Annotated in this window: 14 protein-coding genes and 1 tRNA gene; 5 read left to right on the top strand and 10 right to left on the bottom strand. The window is 62.6% G+C overall.

Annotated features, from left to right (window positions below):
• Positions 1-15: 15 nt before the first annotated feature.
• Complete coding sequence (dxr, locus tag D460_RS0126230) at positions 16-1,191, bottom strand: 1-deoxy-D-xylulose-5-phosphate reductoisomerase (protein ID WP_018901582.1); 1,176 nt, start codon at positions 1,189-1,191, stop codon at positions 16-18.
• Positions 1,192-1,547: 356 nt separating this feature from the next.
• On the opposite strand from dxr, the gene D460_RS0126225 reads away from it, so the two are divergent.
• Both D460_RS0126225 and D460_RS33890 read left to right on the top strand, forming a co-directional pair.
• A complete protein-coding gene (locus tag D460_RS0126225; protein WP_026283564.1) occupies positions 1,548-2,198 on the top strand; it encodes a hypothetical protein in 651 nt (216 codons plus the stop codon).
• A 62-nt stretch (positions 2,199-2,260) separates the two neighbouring features.
• Positions 2,261-2,548, top strand: coding sequence for a BON domain-containing protein (locus tag D460_RS33890; protein ID WP_018901580.1), 288 nt, complete (start codon positions 2,261-2,263; stop codon positions 2,546-2,548).
• 3 nt (positions 2,549-2,551) lie between these two features.
• Here the strand turns inward: D460_RS33890 and D460_RS36545 are convergent, their stop codons facing one another.
• The 7 genes from D460_RS36545 to D460_RS33885 form a co-directional block, all read right to left on the bottom strand.
• The gene (locus D460_RS36545) at positions 2,552-2,701 is read right to left on the bottom strand and encodes a hypothetical protein (protein WP_183795259.1); all 150 of its coding nucleotides are present in this window, start codon (positions 2,699-2,701) and stop codon (positions 2,552-2,554) included.
• Positions 2,702-2,840: 139 nt separating this feature from the next.
• Complete coding sequence (locus D460_RS0126210; RefSeq protein ID WP_018901578.1) at positions 2,841-3,353, bottom strand: DUF992 domain-containing protein; 513 nt, start codon at positions 3,351-3,353, stop codon at positions 2,841-2,843.
• A gap of 303 nt (positions 3,354-3,656) precedes the next feature.
• On the bottom strand, positions 3,657-4,010 hold the full coding sequence (locus D460_RS0126205; RefSeq protein ID WP_018901577.1) for a hypothetical protein: 354 nt from the start codon (positions 4,008-4,010) through the stop codon (positions 3,657-3,659).
• An 88-nt stretch (positions 4,011-4,098) separates the two neighbouring features.
• Entirely contained in the window at positions 4,099-4,977 is an 879-nt protein-coding gene (locus D460_RS0126200) for a glycosyltransferase family 25 protein (protein WP_018901576.1), read from the bottom strand.
• Between the two features lie 294 nt (positions 4,978-5,271).
• Positions 5,272-6,705 (bottom strand): family 16 glycosylhydrolase, encoded by a 1,434-nt coding sequence (locus tag D460_RS0126195; RefSeq protein WP_018901575.1) that lies wholly within the window; start codon positions 6,703-6,705, stop codon positions 5,272-5,274.
• Between the two features lie 144 nt (positions 6,706-6,849).
• The gene (locus tag D460_RS0126190) at positions 6,850-8,169 is read right to left on the bottom strand and encodes an HlyD family type I secretion periplasmic adaptor subunit (protein WP_018901574.1); all 1,320 of its coding nucleotides are present in this window, start codon (positions 8,167-8,169) and stop codon (positions 6,850-6,852) included.
• On the bottom strand, positions 8,166-9,920 hold the full coding sequence (locus D460_RS33885) for a type I secretion system permease/ATPase (protein ID WP_018901573.1): 1,755 nt from the start codon (positions 9,918-9,920) through the stop codon (positions 8,166-8,168). Before D460_RS33885 ends, D460_RS0126190 begins: the two co-directional genes overlap by 4 nt.
• 329 nt (positions 9,921-10,249) lie before the next feature.
• Between D460_RS33885 and D460_RS0126180 the strand changes: the two genes are divergently transcribed.
• Positions 10,250-10,326 (top strand) — tRNA-Arg (locus D460_RS0126180).
• A gap of 105 nt (positions 10,327-10,431) precedes the next feature.
• Here the strand turns inward: D460_RS0126180 and D460_RS0126175 are convergent.
• The gene (locus tag D460_RS0126175; RefSeq protein ID WP_018901572.1) at positions 10,432-11,595 is read right to left on the bottom strand and encodes a M20 aminoacylase family protein; all 1,164 of its coding nucleotides are present in this window, start codon (positions 11,593-11,595) and stop codon (positions 10,432-10,434) included.
• Between the two features lie 154 nt (positions 11,596-11,749).
• On the opposite strand from D460_RS0126175, the gene D460_RS0126170 reads away from it, so the two are divergent.
• Positions 11,750-12,874, top strand: coding sequence for a D-alanyl-D-alanine carboxypeptidase family protein (locus D460_RS0126170; RefSeq protein WP_018901571.1), 1,125 nt, complete (start codon positions 11,750-11,752; stop codon positions 12,872-12,874).
• Positions 12,875-12,919: 45 nt separating this feature from the next.
• Entirely contained in the window at positions 12,920-14,125 is a 1,206-nt protein-coding gene (locus D460_RS0126165; protein WP_018901570.1) for a GTP-binding protein, read from the top strand.
• Between the two features lie 17 nt (positions 14,126-14,142).
• Here the strand turns inward: D460_RS0126165 and D460_RS0126160 are convergent, their stop codons facing one another.
• Entirely contained in the window at positions 14,143-14,367 is a 225-nt protein-coding gene (locus tag D460_RS0126160; RefSeq protein ID WP_018901569.1) for a sulfurtransferase TusA family protein, read from the bottom strand.
• Positions 14,368-14,370 lie beyond the last annotated feature (3 nt).

The following is a 14,370-nucleotide window of genomic DNA, read 5'->3' as shown; positions in this document are numbered from 1 at the left end:
CAAAAATATCTCTGCTTAGTTGATAAGCCCGGCAGCCCGCTGCCGGGCTTCTTTGTCGACGGAAAACACATCGTCCATCGTCGTGGCCTCGGGCAGATGCGCCAGCTGGTCCATCACCGTCTCTGTCACATCGGCCATGGCGAGGAATGACAGGCGACCGGCGATGAAGGCTTCCAGCGCCACTTCCTTGGCGGCATTCAAAACAGCGCCCTGGACGCCGCCGCGCGTCATCGCAAGACGAGCGAGTCGCAGCGCCGGGAAGCGCGTCTCGTCGGGCGCTTCGAAATCCAGCCGTGCCAGCTTGGCGAAATCGAGCCGCTCGATCGGCAGGTTCGGCCGGCGCGGATGCGCCAGCGCGTACCCGATCGCAGTGCGCATATCGGGAGCGCCGAGCTGCGCCAGGACCGAACCGTCGGTATAGCCCACCATCGAATGGATCACCGATTGCGGATGCACGATGACCTCGATCTGCTCCGGCGTTAGCCCGAACAGATGCTTGGCCTCGATCATCTCGAGCGCCTTGTTGAACATCGACGCGCTGTCGATCGAAATCTTCAGCCCCATCGACCAAATCGGATGCGCGCGCGCCGTCTCCACGGTCACACCGGCCATCTCCTCGAGCGAGGCATTGCGGAACGGTCCGCCAGACGCCGTCAGGATGATGCGTTCCACGGCGTGGCGCTGGTTTTCCTCCAGCACCTGGAAGATCGCATTGTGCTCGCTGTCGACGGGCAAAAGCTTGCCGCCGCCGCGACGCACGGACTGCACGAAGAGATCGCCGGCGGAAACCAGGCATTCCTTGTTGGCAAGCGCGATATCGGCGCCCTTGCGGGCCGCGGCCAGCGTCGGCGCAAGGCCTGCCGTCCCGACGATAGCCGCCATCACCCATTCGGCTTCGAGGTCGGCGGCTTCCATTAGCCCGGATTGACCGGCGGCAACCGCGATCCCGCTTCCATCAAGCGCGCTCTTCAGCGCCTCGTAATGGCTGTCACTCGCCGTCACCGCGAGTTTGGCGCCGGCCGCGCGCGCCTGCTGCGCCAAAAGATCGACGTTCTCGTTGCCCGTCAGCACGGAGATTTCGAAGTTTTCCAGACCGCCCAGATGTTTCACCACGTCGAGCGTGTTCTGCCCGATCGAGCCGGTCGAACCGAAGATGGAGAGGCGCCGAGGCCCGTTTCTGCCCGTGATCATGCGCGATTTTGCCTGCGTTCCGTCATTTCCCTCGGCTCTACAGGGGATTGGAATGAGCGGCAAGTGTGCAGTGCAGCAGATTTTTGGGCCCGAGGGGTTTACATCCCCGCCGGTCGATGTGATCCTGACAACGATCCTGAGGGATAGGAGCATTGGCAATCGTATCGGTTGCAATTTTCAAGCTCCGGCGGCGCAAATTTCGCGCCCGCTTTCGTATCCGCGCCAAAGGCCGGACGCGATAAAAACCAGAACGAGATGTCGGGTTTGCAAGGCGAAATCCTGCGCGCTTCCGTGCGTTTCCGCTTCAAGCCCGCATCGACCAGAAGACCCTCATCGTTACGAAGGGACAAATGGCCATGAAAGCGACAAGCAGTTTATTGCTTCTGCCCGCCGCGCTCATTTCATTCGCACCGCGCGTCCACGCAGAAAACCTCGTCATCTGGACACCCGTGAAAGTGTCCGAACGATCCTACAAGGCGACGATGGGCTTTCGCCTGCCCGCCGAATGGGAAACCAGCGCCGGCGCCGATATCGGCCTTGCGGCATCGAAGGGCGGCGTGCTGCTCGGCGGCTCCGAACAGGCCTCGCTCTGGGGCAAGATCACCAAGGTCAGCGTCACGCCCGCGGCCCGCGCCGAGCGCTCGGCCAGCGTGCGCGTCGATACGTTGAGGGGCAGCGGCGCGCTGATGCTCAGCCGCTCCCGCAGCTGGATCTTCTCGGATTCGCTGGACATGGTCTCGACCCGCTTCGTGCAGGTCCGTTACGACGCCATCGACACGCGCCAGACATCCGTGGATACCTCGCAGGCGCTGAAGCTGATCCAGCCCTGGACCGGCACCTCGCTCTCTGCGGCCGCCACCGTGTCGGGCTTCAACGGCGATGTGACGAGTTCGCTGGCGCTGAACCAGTTGATCCTCCCCGACCTTAATTTGAGCGCAACAATCAGCAATCCTGGATCCTCCACCCGCTCGGGAAGCATCAACCTGAACTACCGGGTCAGCTGGTGACCGTGCACGCGGCATCGGCAACACATGATTTCGCAATCGGATGGGAGGAAGGAAGGCATGACATGGCAAGTTACGAGATATCACCGTCCGCACGAAAGACGGACATCAGCGAAGAGGCAGCCCTGAAGGCCGATGTGTCCACCGCATTGGCAACTGCGAGCGGCTTCGATGCCTCGCACATCGCGGTGACGGTCGAGCAAGACGAGATCGTCCTCACCGGATTGGTCGCGACCAAGGCAGACCTCGCGAGCGCCATCATCGTCGCCGAGACGACGGCGAGCGATCACACGGTTCGCAACCGGATCGTCGTCGCGCAAACCGTGCTCGACAACCTCGGCGAAGCCGTCTGAGCATCAACCGGCGAAGCGTTCCATCAGGAAGCCCGAGGCGACGCGATCAGTCTTCTGCGTCGTGACGGGGCCGCTCGGCTGGTAGCTGACGGCGATGAGAAGGCCGCCGATCAAGAGATAGGCAACCGCGAGCATCGAGAGTTTCATGGTCATGAGCTTGGTCTCCTTTGACCAGAACAACGCGGTGCTCGACTGGAGGTTCCCTTCCCGAAATGGCACGCTGCAAGGCATGCACACAACGAAAAAGCCGCCCCTGACGGGACGGCTTTTCTATTGAAATCATATGATAAAATTAGCCGGCTGGCGTAAGCGTGACCGAGGTGCCGGTTGCAGCGACGTTGAGGCCAAGCTGGCCGGTGACGCTGATGGTCTGCAGCTGGATCGATCCGGCGGTACCGCCGAACAGCACGTTGGCGCCGACGCCGCCGGCAAGCGTGGCTTCAGCGGTGATGCCCTGGTAGAGGCCGCCGAGCGAACCGCGGTGATAGCCGGCGGTCGGAGCGAAGACGGCCCAGACGAGGCGGCCGCGCGTGGTGAAGCCGAGGTCGACGCCCATCTTGCGGATGGTGCCGCTGTAATGATCGACGGAGCCGCGCGTACCGTTGAAGACGCAATCGACGGACTTCGCCGAACCCAAGACGTAGCCGACACCGCCGCCGACGTCGCAGGTCAGAACGCCGATCTTGACGCCATCGCGCTGATCCGGCTCTTCATAAGTCGTCACAAGATCCGCTGCCGCCACCGAAGTAGCGAAGACTTGAGCCAGCGAGGCTGCTGCGACGATCGATGCGATTGTCTTGTTCATTGTGGTCTCCTTAGTATCCTGACGAAAAACATAGTGCCTTGTTATAACTTACCAACCCCGGCTGTATGAACAAAATTAACAAATGCTCAAAAGCAAATGTGTGGGGTTTGATTCGCTACATGCATCCCGATTTCTGGCTGATTTCGGGCGTCAATCAGGCGGCGCCTGAATAAATCCCTGTCATCGCTCGTTGTTCCACCGTCATCACGCGTTCTTGTCTTCTGAAGCACGACGAGTTGGTGGTGTCCGCGCACAAAAAAGGACCCCGGACTGAACCCGGGATCCATGATCGCAATGCGATGATTACTTGAAGTCAGGGCATGCCTCGCTCTCGGAAGCGCCGCTATTGCCGCCCTGGGCGGCCGTCGTCCCCGGCGCCGGCTGTGCCGGGCAGCGCGTGCGGTCGACGGTCCCTGTCGTATTGGTGTTCGGCCCCGCGCTCATCGTGCCGGGCGTGGTGCTGTAGGTGGCGTTCGGATCGACCACCATTGGCGATGTTCCCGTCGTGTTCGGAGCATCCGCGTTCGCGTCACCGCCGCTATCGACCGTGCTGTTGCCGATCGTCGATCCAGCCGGGCTCGGGTTGGACTGGGCCATCGCCCCGCCAGTTGCCAGACCAAGTGCCAGGATCGATGCTGCGATCAGTTTCGCTTTCATGATGCTTCTCCTTCGCTGTTGTCTACCCGTGGTCAACGAAGGAGAATCGTCATCGTTCCATTAAAAATCGAGCTGCCTTTTATGAACCTCAAGCTGCGAGATCGTCATCGACGGGCCGGTTGTCCTGCGTGCTAAGGGGGGCGCAGCTTTTCCGCCGGCCGACCAACGAGGCCAGACGATAGGCCGCCAGCCGCGATGCCCGATGCGCGACACGCGCGATCTCCAGGCCTGCGCGATAGACGTAGACGGGGTAGCGTTGCCCGAGCGGAAGCCGGAAGCGCCGCCCCTGCTGGATGTCGGACGGAAAGCCCGCTTCCTGCGAGATCGGCACCGGCGAAACGAACATGCCGCGCAATCCATCGAAGAATTCGAGATCGAAGGCGATATCGTAGGGCAGCTTCATCGGCACGAGGTCGTTGCAGATCCACTCCGCGGCTTTCCGGTTGATGAGGTAGGCGCCGGACCCCTTTTCTCGCGTCAGCGCGATCGCCAGGGAACGTGTCTGCGATAGCGGAACCACGGGAAACTTGCGTCCGTCATTGACGCTCGAAAGACGCAGCACGTCCCAATGCCGATGCTCAGCCAAAGCCTCGCCGATCACCACGGCGAGATTGTCGGGCAGCACGAGGTCGTCTTCCAGGATCAACGCATAGTCATGCGTCGTTTCCAGAAGGCGCCTGGCGCAAGCCACATGGCTCAGATAGCAGCCGACCTCTCCCGGATTGGTCATGCGGCCATGCCGGCGCCGGAAACCGGCCTCGTCGTAGTCTGCGATCGGAAAATCGAGTGCCCGGCCATCGACCGCGGCAATGCGCTCGAATGGCAGGCCAAGCGTATTCATCTGCTCCACCATCGACTGGAGCCGCGCTTCCGCCCGGTCGAGATTGATCAGCAATGTCAGAAAAGACCGTTCCTGCTTGAAATCAGCGCGAACGAACGCATTCGTGCCATCGAGCACTCTACCCATGCATTATCCCCAAGACCGCATCGAGCCAATTCAATGTCACTTACGGCTTAGGACAACATCGACTTCATTCGCCTCAGGTGTACGGCCAGTGCGCGCCGTGCTTGCCGTGCTTTCCTGTCATATTCAAGCGCAAATGCGAATTTACAACCTGAGAAATACTTAAAAAATACTGCAAAACCAAAGATTTATATTAGCTCCTGAATATGCAGCACAGTTTTATGACAAGATGCGAAAATTCCGAACCGAAGCCCGGAATTTTCAGCTTGATCTTGGTGCCTTTCGGCCACCTTGAGCTTAGGTCTGCCAGTCGTCCGTCGCGGTATGCGCGGTGGCGGAAACCGGGCTGTCGGCCAGCGAATAGGCGTGGATGTAGTCGATCTTCATTTCTGATCCGTTGGGCAGGCCATTCGTCGGAGAACCGGCAATCCCTCCGACGGCGAGGTTGACGATCATGTACATCGGATCGTGCATGTCATCGGGCGTGTCGGCATGGGCGACAGCAACGTCGTCGAAATACCAGACGATCTGGTCCTGATCCCAGAGCACCCCATAAGTGTGGAAGCCCTCGGTGCTTGCGACGCTGACGGCCGTGTGGTCCTTCGTATGGCTGCCGCTCGCCGCCGAATGCGCCGTCACGTGAACGGTGTTGGGATCCTGCCCGCGCATTTCCACCACGTCGAGTTCCGGCGGCCAGGAGCCGTCCTCAGGCAACAACCAGAAGGCCGGCCAGACGCCCTGGTCCGTCGGCATGTCGGCGCGGATCTCGAAGTACCCGTAGGTCTGGGCGAAGGTCGAGTGTGTGTTGAGCATCCCCGACGTATAGTCGAAGCCTTCGAGCTGGCCTGCCAGCGCCGCCGGCGTTTGCGCCGCCGTGATCGTCAGCACCCCGTCATGCACGGAGAACGGATTGACCGACGCCGTACCGGCATAAGACGGGTTGATGTACCACTGCTCCTCGGCATTGTCGGGCAGCGTGCTCCCCTTCTCGGCCGCCCACCAGAACTTGGCATCCCATGTTCCCTGGCCACCGCTATGGAGCGACAGGCTGTCGAACTCGTCGGCGAAGGTCATCGTCAGCGCCGAGCGATCGAGCGTCAGCTGGAACTGGTCGGCGTGCAGCGCCGAGGCCGTGGTGTTGGCGAGCACGAGGCTTTCGCCACCGCCGAGATCGATCCTGAGATTGGCGCCCTCCTGTGTCGAATGGCTGACGACCTGATCGAAACTCGTCAGCGAGTAGCCGTTGAAGCGGATCGTGTCGTCGCTGCTGAAATCGACGATGAGGTCGCTGCCGTTGCCGCGCGTGATGAGGAAGGTATCGGCCCCACCGCCGCCGATCAGCACATCGTTGCCCGCGCCGCCATCGATCGTCTGGCTGCCCGCGGCACCGGAGATGATGTTGTCGGCGCTGTTGCCGAAGGCATAACGCCCGGCGCCCGTCACCGTCAGGTTCTCGAAGTTTTCAGGCAGCGTATAGCTCATCCAGGTGTTGATCGTATCGATCCCGCCACCCGGCTCTTCGACCGCGCGGTTGATGGCGGAGTAGAGATAATAGATATCGTCACCCGTACCGCCATGCATGGTCACGTTGACCGAGCTGTCACCCCATATGCTGTCATTGCCGGCGGTGCCGTTGAGCACCGGTCCGGATCCTGTCGCCGACAGCCAGGCGGTTGAAGCGCCGCTGTAGAACAGGCTTGTGCCGACTGCGTTCTGAATCGACTGTGGCATGGTTCATCTCCTAGGGTTTTCGTGATTGAAACATTGCCAAGGGCATCCACACGATGCCCTGATGGCCGAACGCTCCTCCCTTGCCCGACGCGCCTCCTCCCAGGCGCCATCAGGCACAGGCCCCTTATTCCTCCCTGAAGGCCCTTATTCCTCCCTAAAAGCACGGGCCGCCTGATCGGTGAACGGCTTGGCGAGATAGGCCAGCGCCGTTCGTTCCGCCGTTTCGATGAAAGCCTCCACCGGCATGCCGGCCACCGGCGTCAGCTTTCCAAGCCTGTGCCATTCGCCGTCCTCGATATGAACGCGCACGCCGTAGTAGCTCTGGCCGGTTTTCTGATCGGTGGTGAGATCGGCCGCGATGCGCTCCACCCGGCCATTGAGCTCCATGGTGGTGCGCTGGTTGAAGGCGGACAGCCGCAACACCACCGCCTGCCCCACCGCGACCTGATCGATATCCTGCGGCGACAGCCGGAGATCGGGCGTCAGCGCATCGCCATCCGGCACGATCTCCATGATCGCCGCTCCCACCTGCACCACGGCACCGGATGCATGCACCGACAACTGATGAACGATGCCCGCCTGCGGCGCGCGGATGTCGATATGCTTGAGATCGTCCTCGACCGCGACCAGCCGCTCGGCATACTCGCCGGTATCGCTTTGAGCCTGCCGCAACTGATCGGAGACTTCGCTTCGCCTGTCGTCGCCAAGCTGGATGATCTGCAATTCGGTCTCCGCGATCTTGCCCTTCACCTCGGCTGCCGATGCCACGAGATTGCCGAGCTCGCCGGTCAGATCGGCCGCGTCGCGCTGAAGCGCATAGACCCGCGTTGCCGGAATGATGCCCTGTTTCAACAGCGGCTCGAGGCTCGCCAGCTCCTGGCCGATGATCTCGATCGCCTGCCGCTTCCCGTCCTGTTGTGCCACCAGCCCACTCGCCTGCTGGCCGAGCTGGCGGATGCGCTCGCGCAGCTGCGCCACCTGTCCGCTGAGCGAAGCCCGCCGGTCCTCGAACAGCCGCTGCTCGCCCTTCATCAGCGTCTCCCGCTCCTCCGGTGGGGCCTGTTTCACCAAATCCGGAAACGTAAACGCCTCCCGCCCATCCCGCTCAGCCGAAAGCCGTGCCGTTCGTGCCGCAAGCTGCCGCAAGCGCCGCGAGACGATCGAAACCGTCGCTTGCGCCTGCGTATCGTCGAGCCGCAGCAGCACCTGCCCCGCCTCCACCTTGTCGCCATTGCGAACGAGAATCTCGCCGACCGTCCCGCCCTTCAGATGCTGGATCGGTTTCACATAGCTGTCGACGACGAGCGTGCCCGAGGCGATCACCGCGCCGTTGAGATGGATGGTCGCCGCGAGACTGCCGAGCACGCCGACAAGAACGAGAACAGCCGCCAGCGCCACAAGCGCCAGCCGCCGGATGGCCCGTTCGGCGATCGGTGCGCCCGCACCATTTGCAAGAGGCTTCATCGCGCCGCCCTCCCCTCGCTCACCCGCCCGAAGCGCACCGGCGAGAATGCAGCCGACACGGCCGCCACCGGTCTCCCGAGCACCTCTTCCTTCGGCCCGAAGCCACGCACCTGGCCGTCCGCCAGCACCAGCACCTTGTCGATACCGGCAAGCGCGCTCGGCCGGTGCGCGATGACGATCGCGATCCCGCCGCGCTCACGCACGCCCTCGATCGCGCGGGTCAGCGCCGCATCGCCCTCGGCATCGAGATTGGCATTCGGCTCGTCGAGCACGACCAGGAAGGGATCGCCGTAAAGCGCGCGCGCCAATGCCAGCCGCTGCCGCTGGCCGGCGGAAAGCACTGCCCCCTCATCGCCGATCTCGGTATCGAAGCCATCGGGCATCCGCACGATCATCTCATAGATGCCGGCCGCCCTCGCCGCCGCGATCACCGCATCCGACGACGCCGTCGGATCGAAGCGGGCGATGTTGTCGGCAATCGTTCCATCGAAGAGCCCGATCTCCTGCGGCAGGTAGCCGATATGTCGCCCCAGCGCTTCCGGCTCCCATTGCGACAACGACGCATCGTCGAGCCGCACGGCCCCCATGCGCGCCGCCCATATCCCGACCAGCCCGCGCGCCAGCGACGACTTGCCGGATGCACTCGGCCCGACGATCCCGATCGCCTCACCCGCCTTGGCTTCGAACGAGATGCCGCGCAGCAGCGGCACGGCCGAACCGGGTGCCGAAAGATGCAGGTTCTCCACCTTCAGACCCTTGACCGGCGCAGGCAGCCGCACATCCGGATCGCTCACCTCATCCGCCTCGCTCAACCGAAGCAACCGCGCCCAGCTCTGGCGCGCTGCGGCAAAGCCCCGCCACTGCCCGATCGCCAGCTCGACCGGCGCCAGCGCCCGGCTGATCAGGATCGAGCTCGCGATCATGATCCCGCCCGTCGCCTCCTGGCGAATGACGAGAACGGCCCCGACAGCCAGCACACCCGACTGCAGCACCAGCCGCACGACGCGCGACAGTGTCGACAGCGACACGGTGATACCGGTCGCCTTGAACTGCGTGTCGCGATAGCGCAGATTGATCGCCGACCAGCGCTCCTCCAGCCGCCGCGCGAAACCCATCGACGCCACCGTCTCGGCATTGCGGCGGGTGGCTTCGGCAAGCGCCGTCCGCTCCAGCCCGATCCTGGCCGCGGCCTGCGTCGGCGCCCGCGTGCGGATTTCGGCAATGATGGTCAGGCCAACGAGAACAAGCGCGCCCGCCAGCGCCACCGCCCCGATCCAGACATGAAACAGGAAGCAGAGGCCGAGATAGAACGGCATCCACGGAAGATCGAACAGCGCCGTCGGCCCCGGCCCGGAGAGAAAGCCGCGCACCATGTCGATATCGCGCATCGGCTGCAGCCCGTTTTCCTCGACGCTGCGCCGCGACGGCGCGGTGGCGAAGGAGCGGAAGACGATCGGCCCGAAACGCTCGTCCACCGACTGCCCCAGCCGCGCCAGCACCAGCGAGCGCAAAAGTTCGAGCAGCCCCAGGAAGGCGAAGAGCGTCAGCGTGATGATGCCGAGCCCGACCAGCGTCGGAAGGCTGCGGGCGGGAATGACGCGGTCATAGACCTGCAGCATGAAGAACGAGCCTGTCAGCGCCAGGATATTGATGAAGCAGCTCGTCATTCCGATCCCGATCAGCGTGCCCCGCACGGACGAGACGGCGGAAATCAGGAACGGCGCGGATGTTTTCGCCTCGAATTGGGACACATGGCCTCGCGATCGCATGAAACTGGGGCAGTGATGTCCCGAACATGGATCACAACAGCGACGAGAGCTTGCTCTTTCTATGGTTGTGCAAAACTAATAAATCTCACTGTTAACGCGAGTTTTGCATCGCAACATGACCCTGTGCCGCCATGACGCAACACCGTGCCCCTATGAGACAGCTGCCCAAAATTTGCGTTTGCCTGACATCGCTCGTGTCCATGACACCGAACGGACCGGCGCGGGATTGAACAGGTGGGTCATGGCGAAGAGGAGAATGTCGTCAAAAGCTTATTGATCGACACGGGCAGTCAAGCTATGCAGGGGACGTTGTCCACGTAGCTCAGCAGGATAGAGCACAGGATTCCTAATCCTGGGGTCGGAGGTTCGAATCCTCTCGTGGACACCATTTTCCTGCACATTCGATCGTTTGCCACGGCCCTGGCCGGGTTCCATCGCGTCACGCGCGATGCGGGAGAAGACCCGGGTAGCCCGGGTCTCCGATATCAGCCGATCACTCGCCCAGCCGTTGCTCGGCGAGCCGCACCCAGTAGGAGATGCCGTGGCTGATGACGTCGTCGTTGAAGTCGTAGGCCGGATTGTGCAGGCCGGCGGTATCGCCATTGCCGATGAAGATGAAGGCGCCGGGCCGCGCGTTCAGCATGTAGGAGAAATCCTCGCCGCCCATCATGGGATCGATATCGGGGTTGACGTTGCCGGCACCCGCGATATCGGTCGCCACCGCCGTCGCATGCTCCGTCTCACTCGCATGATTGGATGTGACGGGATAGTTGCGGTTGAACTGGATCTCCGCCTCCGCGTCATGCGCCTCGGCTACGCCGGCAACGATCTGCCGGAAACGCTTCTCCGCGAGATCGCGCACCGCCTCGTCGAGCGTGCGCACGGTTCCGGCAAACGTCGCCTCGTTGGGGATGACGTTATGCGCGAAACCGGCATTGAACTTGGTGACCGACACCACGACCGAGCGCAGCGGGTCGACATTGCGGGATGCGATCATCTGCAAGTTGGTGATGATCTGGGTGCCGATCGCGATCGGATCGATCGTGCGGTTCGGCTGCGCCGCGTGCCCGCCGCGCCCCTTGACCGTGACGGTGAACTCGTCGGTCGCGGCCATGATCGGCCCCTTGCGGATGGCGAAATGGCCGACGGGAAGGCCGGGCATGTTGTGCATGCCATAGACCTCCTGGATGCCGAAGCGCTCCATCATGCCGTCCTTGACCATCAGGTCGCCCCCGGCGCCACCTTCTTCCGCAGGCTGGAAGATGACCGCGACATTGCCGTTGAAATTGCGGGTTTCGGCAAGATACTTCGCGGCACCCAGCAGCATCGCCGTGTGCCCGTCATGGCCGCAGGCGTGCATCTTGCCCTCTATCTTCGATGCCCATGGCTTGCCCGAGATTTCGGTGAGCGGCAGTGCGTCCATGTCGGCGCGCAGGCCGATCGTGCGCGATCCCGCGCCATTGCCCTTGATCAGGCCGACCACGCCGGTACGGCCGATGCCGGTAACGATCTCGTCGACGCCGAATTCCTTGAGCTTCTCGGCCACGAAGGCGGCCGTCTCTTCCACCGCATAGAGCAGGCCCGGCCGCTCATGGATGTGCCGGCGCCACTCGGTCACTTCGTCCTGAAGTTCGGCGGCTCTGTTCAAAATCGGCATGCTTGCTTCCCTGCTGAAAATCGAAAACGGCGGCAATAACGGGATTGATACCACGGCTCGCAAATAAGTTAGACAATGACCTTTGCCATGTCATGGCCATATACGTTAAATAGGGGAAACTTTCGAGACATCAGGACATCTTTAAGGACAAACCGTGTCGACGCGCCAGAAACGCCTGCTTGCCGCCTTGCGGCCGATCACCATCGCCGCTTCCGCAGCCGCCATCGCCTTCTCCGCGACGTCGCAGGCCTATGCCAATCCGCATATCCTGGTCGATGTGCAGAGCGGCCGCGTGCTCGAGCATGAGGATGCCTTCCGCAAGTGGTATCCGGCCTCGCTCACCAAGCTGATGACCATCTACACCACCTTCGACGCGATCCGCTCCGGCCAGATCAGCGTCGATACGCCGATCGTCATGAGCAAGACCGCCGCCGCCCAGCCGCCGGCCAAGATGTATTTCAAGCCGGGCCAGAAGCTGACGCTCGACAGCGCGCTGAAGATCCTGATCGTCAAATCCGCCAATGATATCGCGGTCGCCGTCGCCGAAGCAGTCGGCGGCACGCAGGATGCCTTCGTTCTCAGGATGAACGCCGAAGCCGCCAAGCTCGGCATGAACGACACGCACTTCGTCAATCCGAACGGCCTGCCCGGCAAGGGCCAGTACACGACGGCGCGCGATCTCGCGATCCTGTCGGTCGCGCTGCGCCGCGATTTCCCGCAATATGCCAGCTACTTCTCGCTGGAGGGGATCACCACGGGCAAGCAGAACATTCCCGCCATCAACATGCTGATCGGCCGCTTCGCCGGCGCCGATGGCATGAAGACCGGCTTCATCTGCGCATCGGGCTTCAACCAGATCAGCTCGGCGACGCGCAACGGCCGCACGCTGGTTTCCGTCGTGCTAGGCACCGATAGCCTCGCCGCCCGCGCGGACGCCTCGGCCGACATGCTGCAGCGCGGTTTCACCACGCAGCCGACAGGCACCGACACGCTGGGCTCGCTGAAGCCCTATGGCGAAACGCAGGAAGTCGCCGACCTCACCGCCGAAATCTGCAGCGCCAAGGGCGCCAAGATCCGCAGCGAAACGCGCGACGAGGTGGGCCGCATGAAGATCCATTCTCCCTATATCCAGGAAATGGATCACGAGCCGAACTTCGTCTATGCCGGCCTGATCCCCGGCCAGAACGACCCGCAGCCCGACAAGCTGGCGACGGCTGATGGCGTCGGCGATATCGCCAACGTGCCGATCCCGACCCCGCGACCCACTTCCGGCTTCTAAGGCTTACAGACCTCTACGGCATAAATACATCCAAGGCATACAGGCATGAGCGCAGTTGTGGATCGCATTCCGGTCACCATCCTCACCGGCTTTCTCGGCGCAGGCAAATCGACCCTTCTGAACCGCATCCTCAAGGATCCGGCCATGAAGGACGCCGCCGTGATCATCAACGAGTTCGGCGATGTCGGCATCGACCATTTGCTCGTCGAAAGCTCCGGCGACGCGATCATCGAGCTGTCGGATGGCTGCCTGTGCTGCACCGTACGCGGTGAACTGGTGGATACGCTCGCCAACCTGATGGACGCCATCCAGACCGGCCGCGTCAAGCCGGTGAAGCGCGTCGTCGTCGAGACCACGGGCCTTGCCGATCCGGCGCCGGTCATGCAGGCGATCATGGGCAATCCGATCATTGCCGAAAGCTTTTCGCTCGATGGCGTCGTCACCGTCGTCGATGCCGCCAACGGGCTGCAGACGCTCGACAACCACGTGGAAGCCGTCAAGCAGGCCGCCGTTGCCGATCGCCTGATCATATCGAAGAAGACGCTTGCTTCCCCCGCCATACTGGAAAAGCTTGAAGCCCGCCTGCGCGCGCTCAACCCGCGCGCCGCCCTGATGGACGCCGACGACGCCGCCACCGGCACCGCCGCCACCCTCGTGAACGGCATTTACGATCCCGCCACCAAGAGCGCCGATGTCGGCCGCTGGCTGCGTGACGAAGACGCCCACGATCATGATCATGACCACCATGGGCACAATCACGAGCATCATCATCACGGCCATGACGGTCACGGCCACCACGATCATGAGCATCATAACCATGATCATGATGACCATCACCACGACCACCAGCACGCGCACGACGTGAACCGTCACGACGCCTCGATCCGTTCCTTCTCGATCGTCGAGGAGAAGCCGATCGACCCGATGGCGCTCGACATGTTCGTCGATCTCCTGCGCTCGGCGCACGGCGAAAAGCTGCTGCGGATGAAGGCCATCGTCGCGATGTCCGATCGTCCCGACCGGCCGCTGGTGCTGCATGGTGTGCAGAGCATCTTCCACCCGCCGATCCGCCTGCCGGCATGGCCGGATCCTCAGGACCGGCGCACCCGCATGATGCTGATCACCAAGGATCTGCCGGAAGCCTTCGTCAAGGACCTGTTCGACGCCTTCCTCGGCAAGCCGCGCATTGACACTGCCGACCGCACGGCCCTCAACGACAACCCGCTAGCGATACCGGGAATGCGCTTTTAGGGATAAGCCGACGCTCGCTATCGCTTGCGGATCAGAAAGCGGTGACCGCTCTCGGTCTTCTCGGTCTCGATCAGCTCGTGACCATCCTCATGGCAGAAATGCGGAATATCGATCCCCGCCAGGGGATCGGTCGTCTCGACACGGATCGTCGCGCCTGATGGCAGCGACGACATCTTCTTGCGTGTCTTGATGACGGGCAGCGGGCATTTCAGCCCGCGCAGATCATAGGAGATAGCGCTCACGCG

It is taken from the genome of Rhizobium sp. 2MFCol3.1 (assembly GCF_000377565.1).
Taxonomy (GTDB): Bacteria; Pseudomonadota; Alphaproteobacteria; order Rhizobiales; family Rhizobiaceae; genus Rhizobium.
This window is presented reverse-complemented; position numbering and strand designations above follow the sequence as displayed.

Bases quoted from the DNA above. Each gene is read 5' to 3' on its own strand.
- D460_RS36545 (WP_183795259.1), bottom strand. From the start codon at position 2,701: ATGACCATGAAACTCTCGATGCTCGCGGTTGCCTATCTCTTGATCGGC.
- D460_RS0126205 (WP_018901577.1), bottom strand. From the start codon at position 4,010: ATGAAAGCGAAACTGATCGCAGCATCGATCCTGGCACTTGGTCTGGCA.
- dxr (WP_018901582.1), bottom strand. From the start codon at position 1,191: ATGATCACGGGCAGAAACGGGCCTCGGCGCCTCTCCATCTTCGGTTCG.
- D460_RS0126175 (WP_018901572.1), bottom strand. From the start codon at position 11,595: ATGCCGATTTTGAACAGAGCCGCCGAACTTCAGGACGAAGTGACCGAG.
- D460_RS0126195 (WP_018901575.1), bottom strand. From the start codon at position 6,705: ATGCCACAGTCGATTCAGAACGCAGTCGGCACAAGCCTGTTCTACAGC.
- D460_RS0126190 (WP_018901574.1), bottom strand. From the start codon at position 8,169: ATGAAGCCTCTTGCAAATGGTGCGGGCGCACCGATCGCCGAACGGGCC.
- D460_RS0126225 (WP_026283564.1), top strand. From the start codon at position 1,548: ATGAAAGCGACAAGCAGTTTATTGCTTCTGCCCGCCGCGCTCATTTCA.
- D460_RS33890 (WP_018901580.1), top strand. From the start codon at position 2,261: ATGGCAAGTTACGAGATATCACCGTCCGCACGAAAGACGGACATCAGC.
- D460_RS0126165 (WP_018901570.1), top strand. From the start codon at position 12,920: ATGAGCGCAGTTGTGGATCGCATTCCGGTCACCATCCTCACCGGCTTT.
- D460_RS0126210 (WP_018901578.1), bottom strand. From the start codon at position 3,353: ATGAACAAGACAATCGCATCGATCGTCGCAGCAGCCTCGCTGGCTCAA.
- D460_RS0126200 (WP_018901576.1), bottom strand. From the start codon at position 4,977: ATGGGTAGAGTGCTCGATGGCACGAATGCGTTCGTTCGCGCTGATTTC.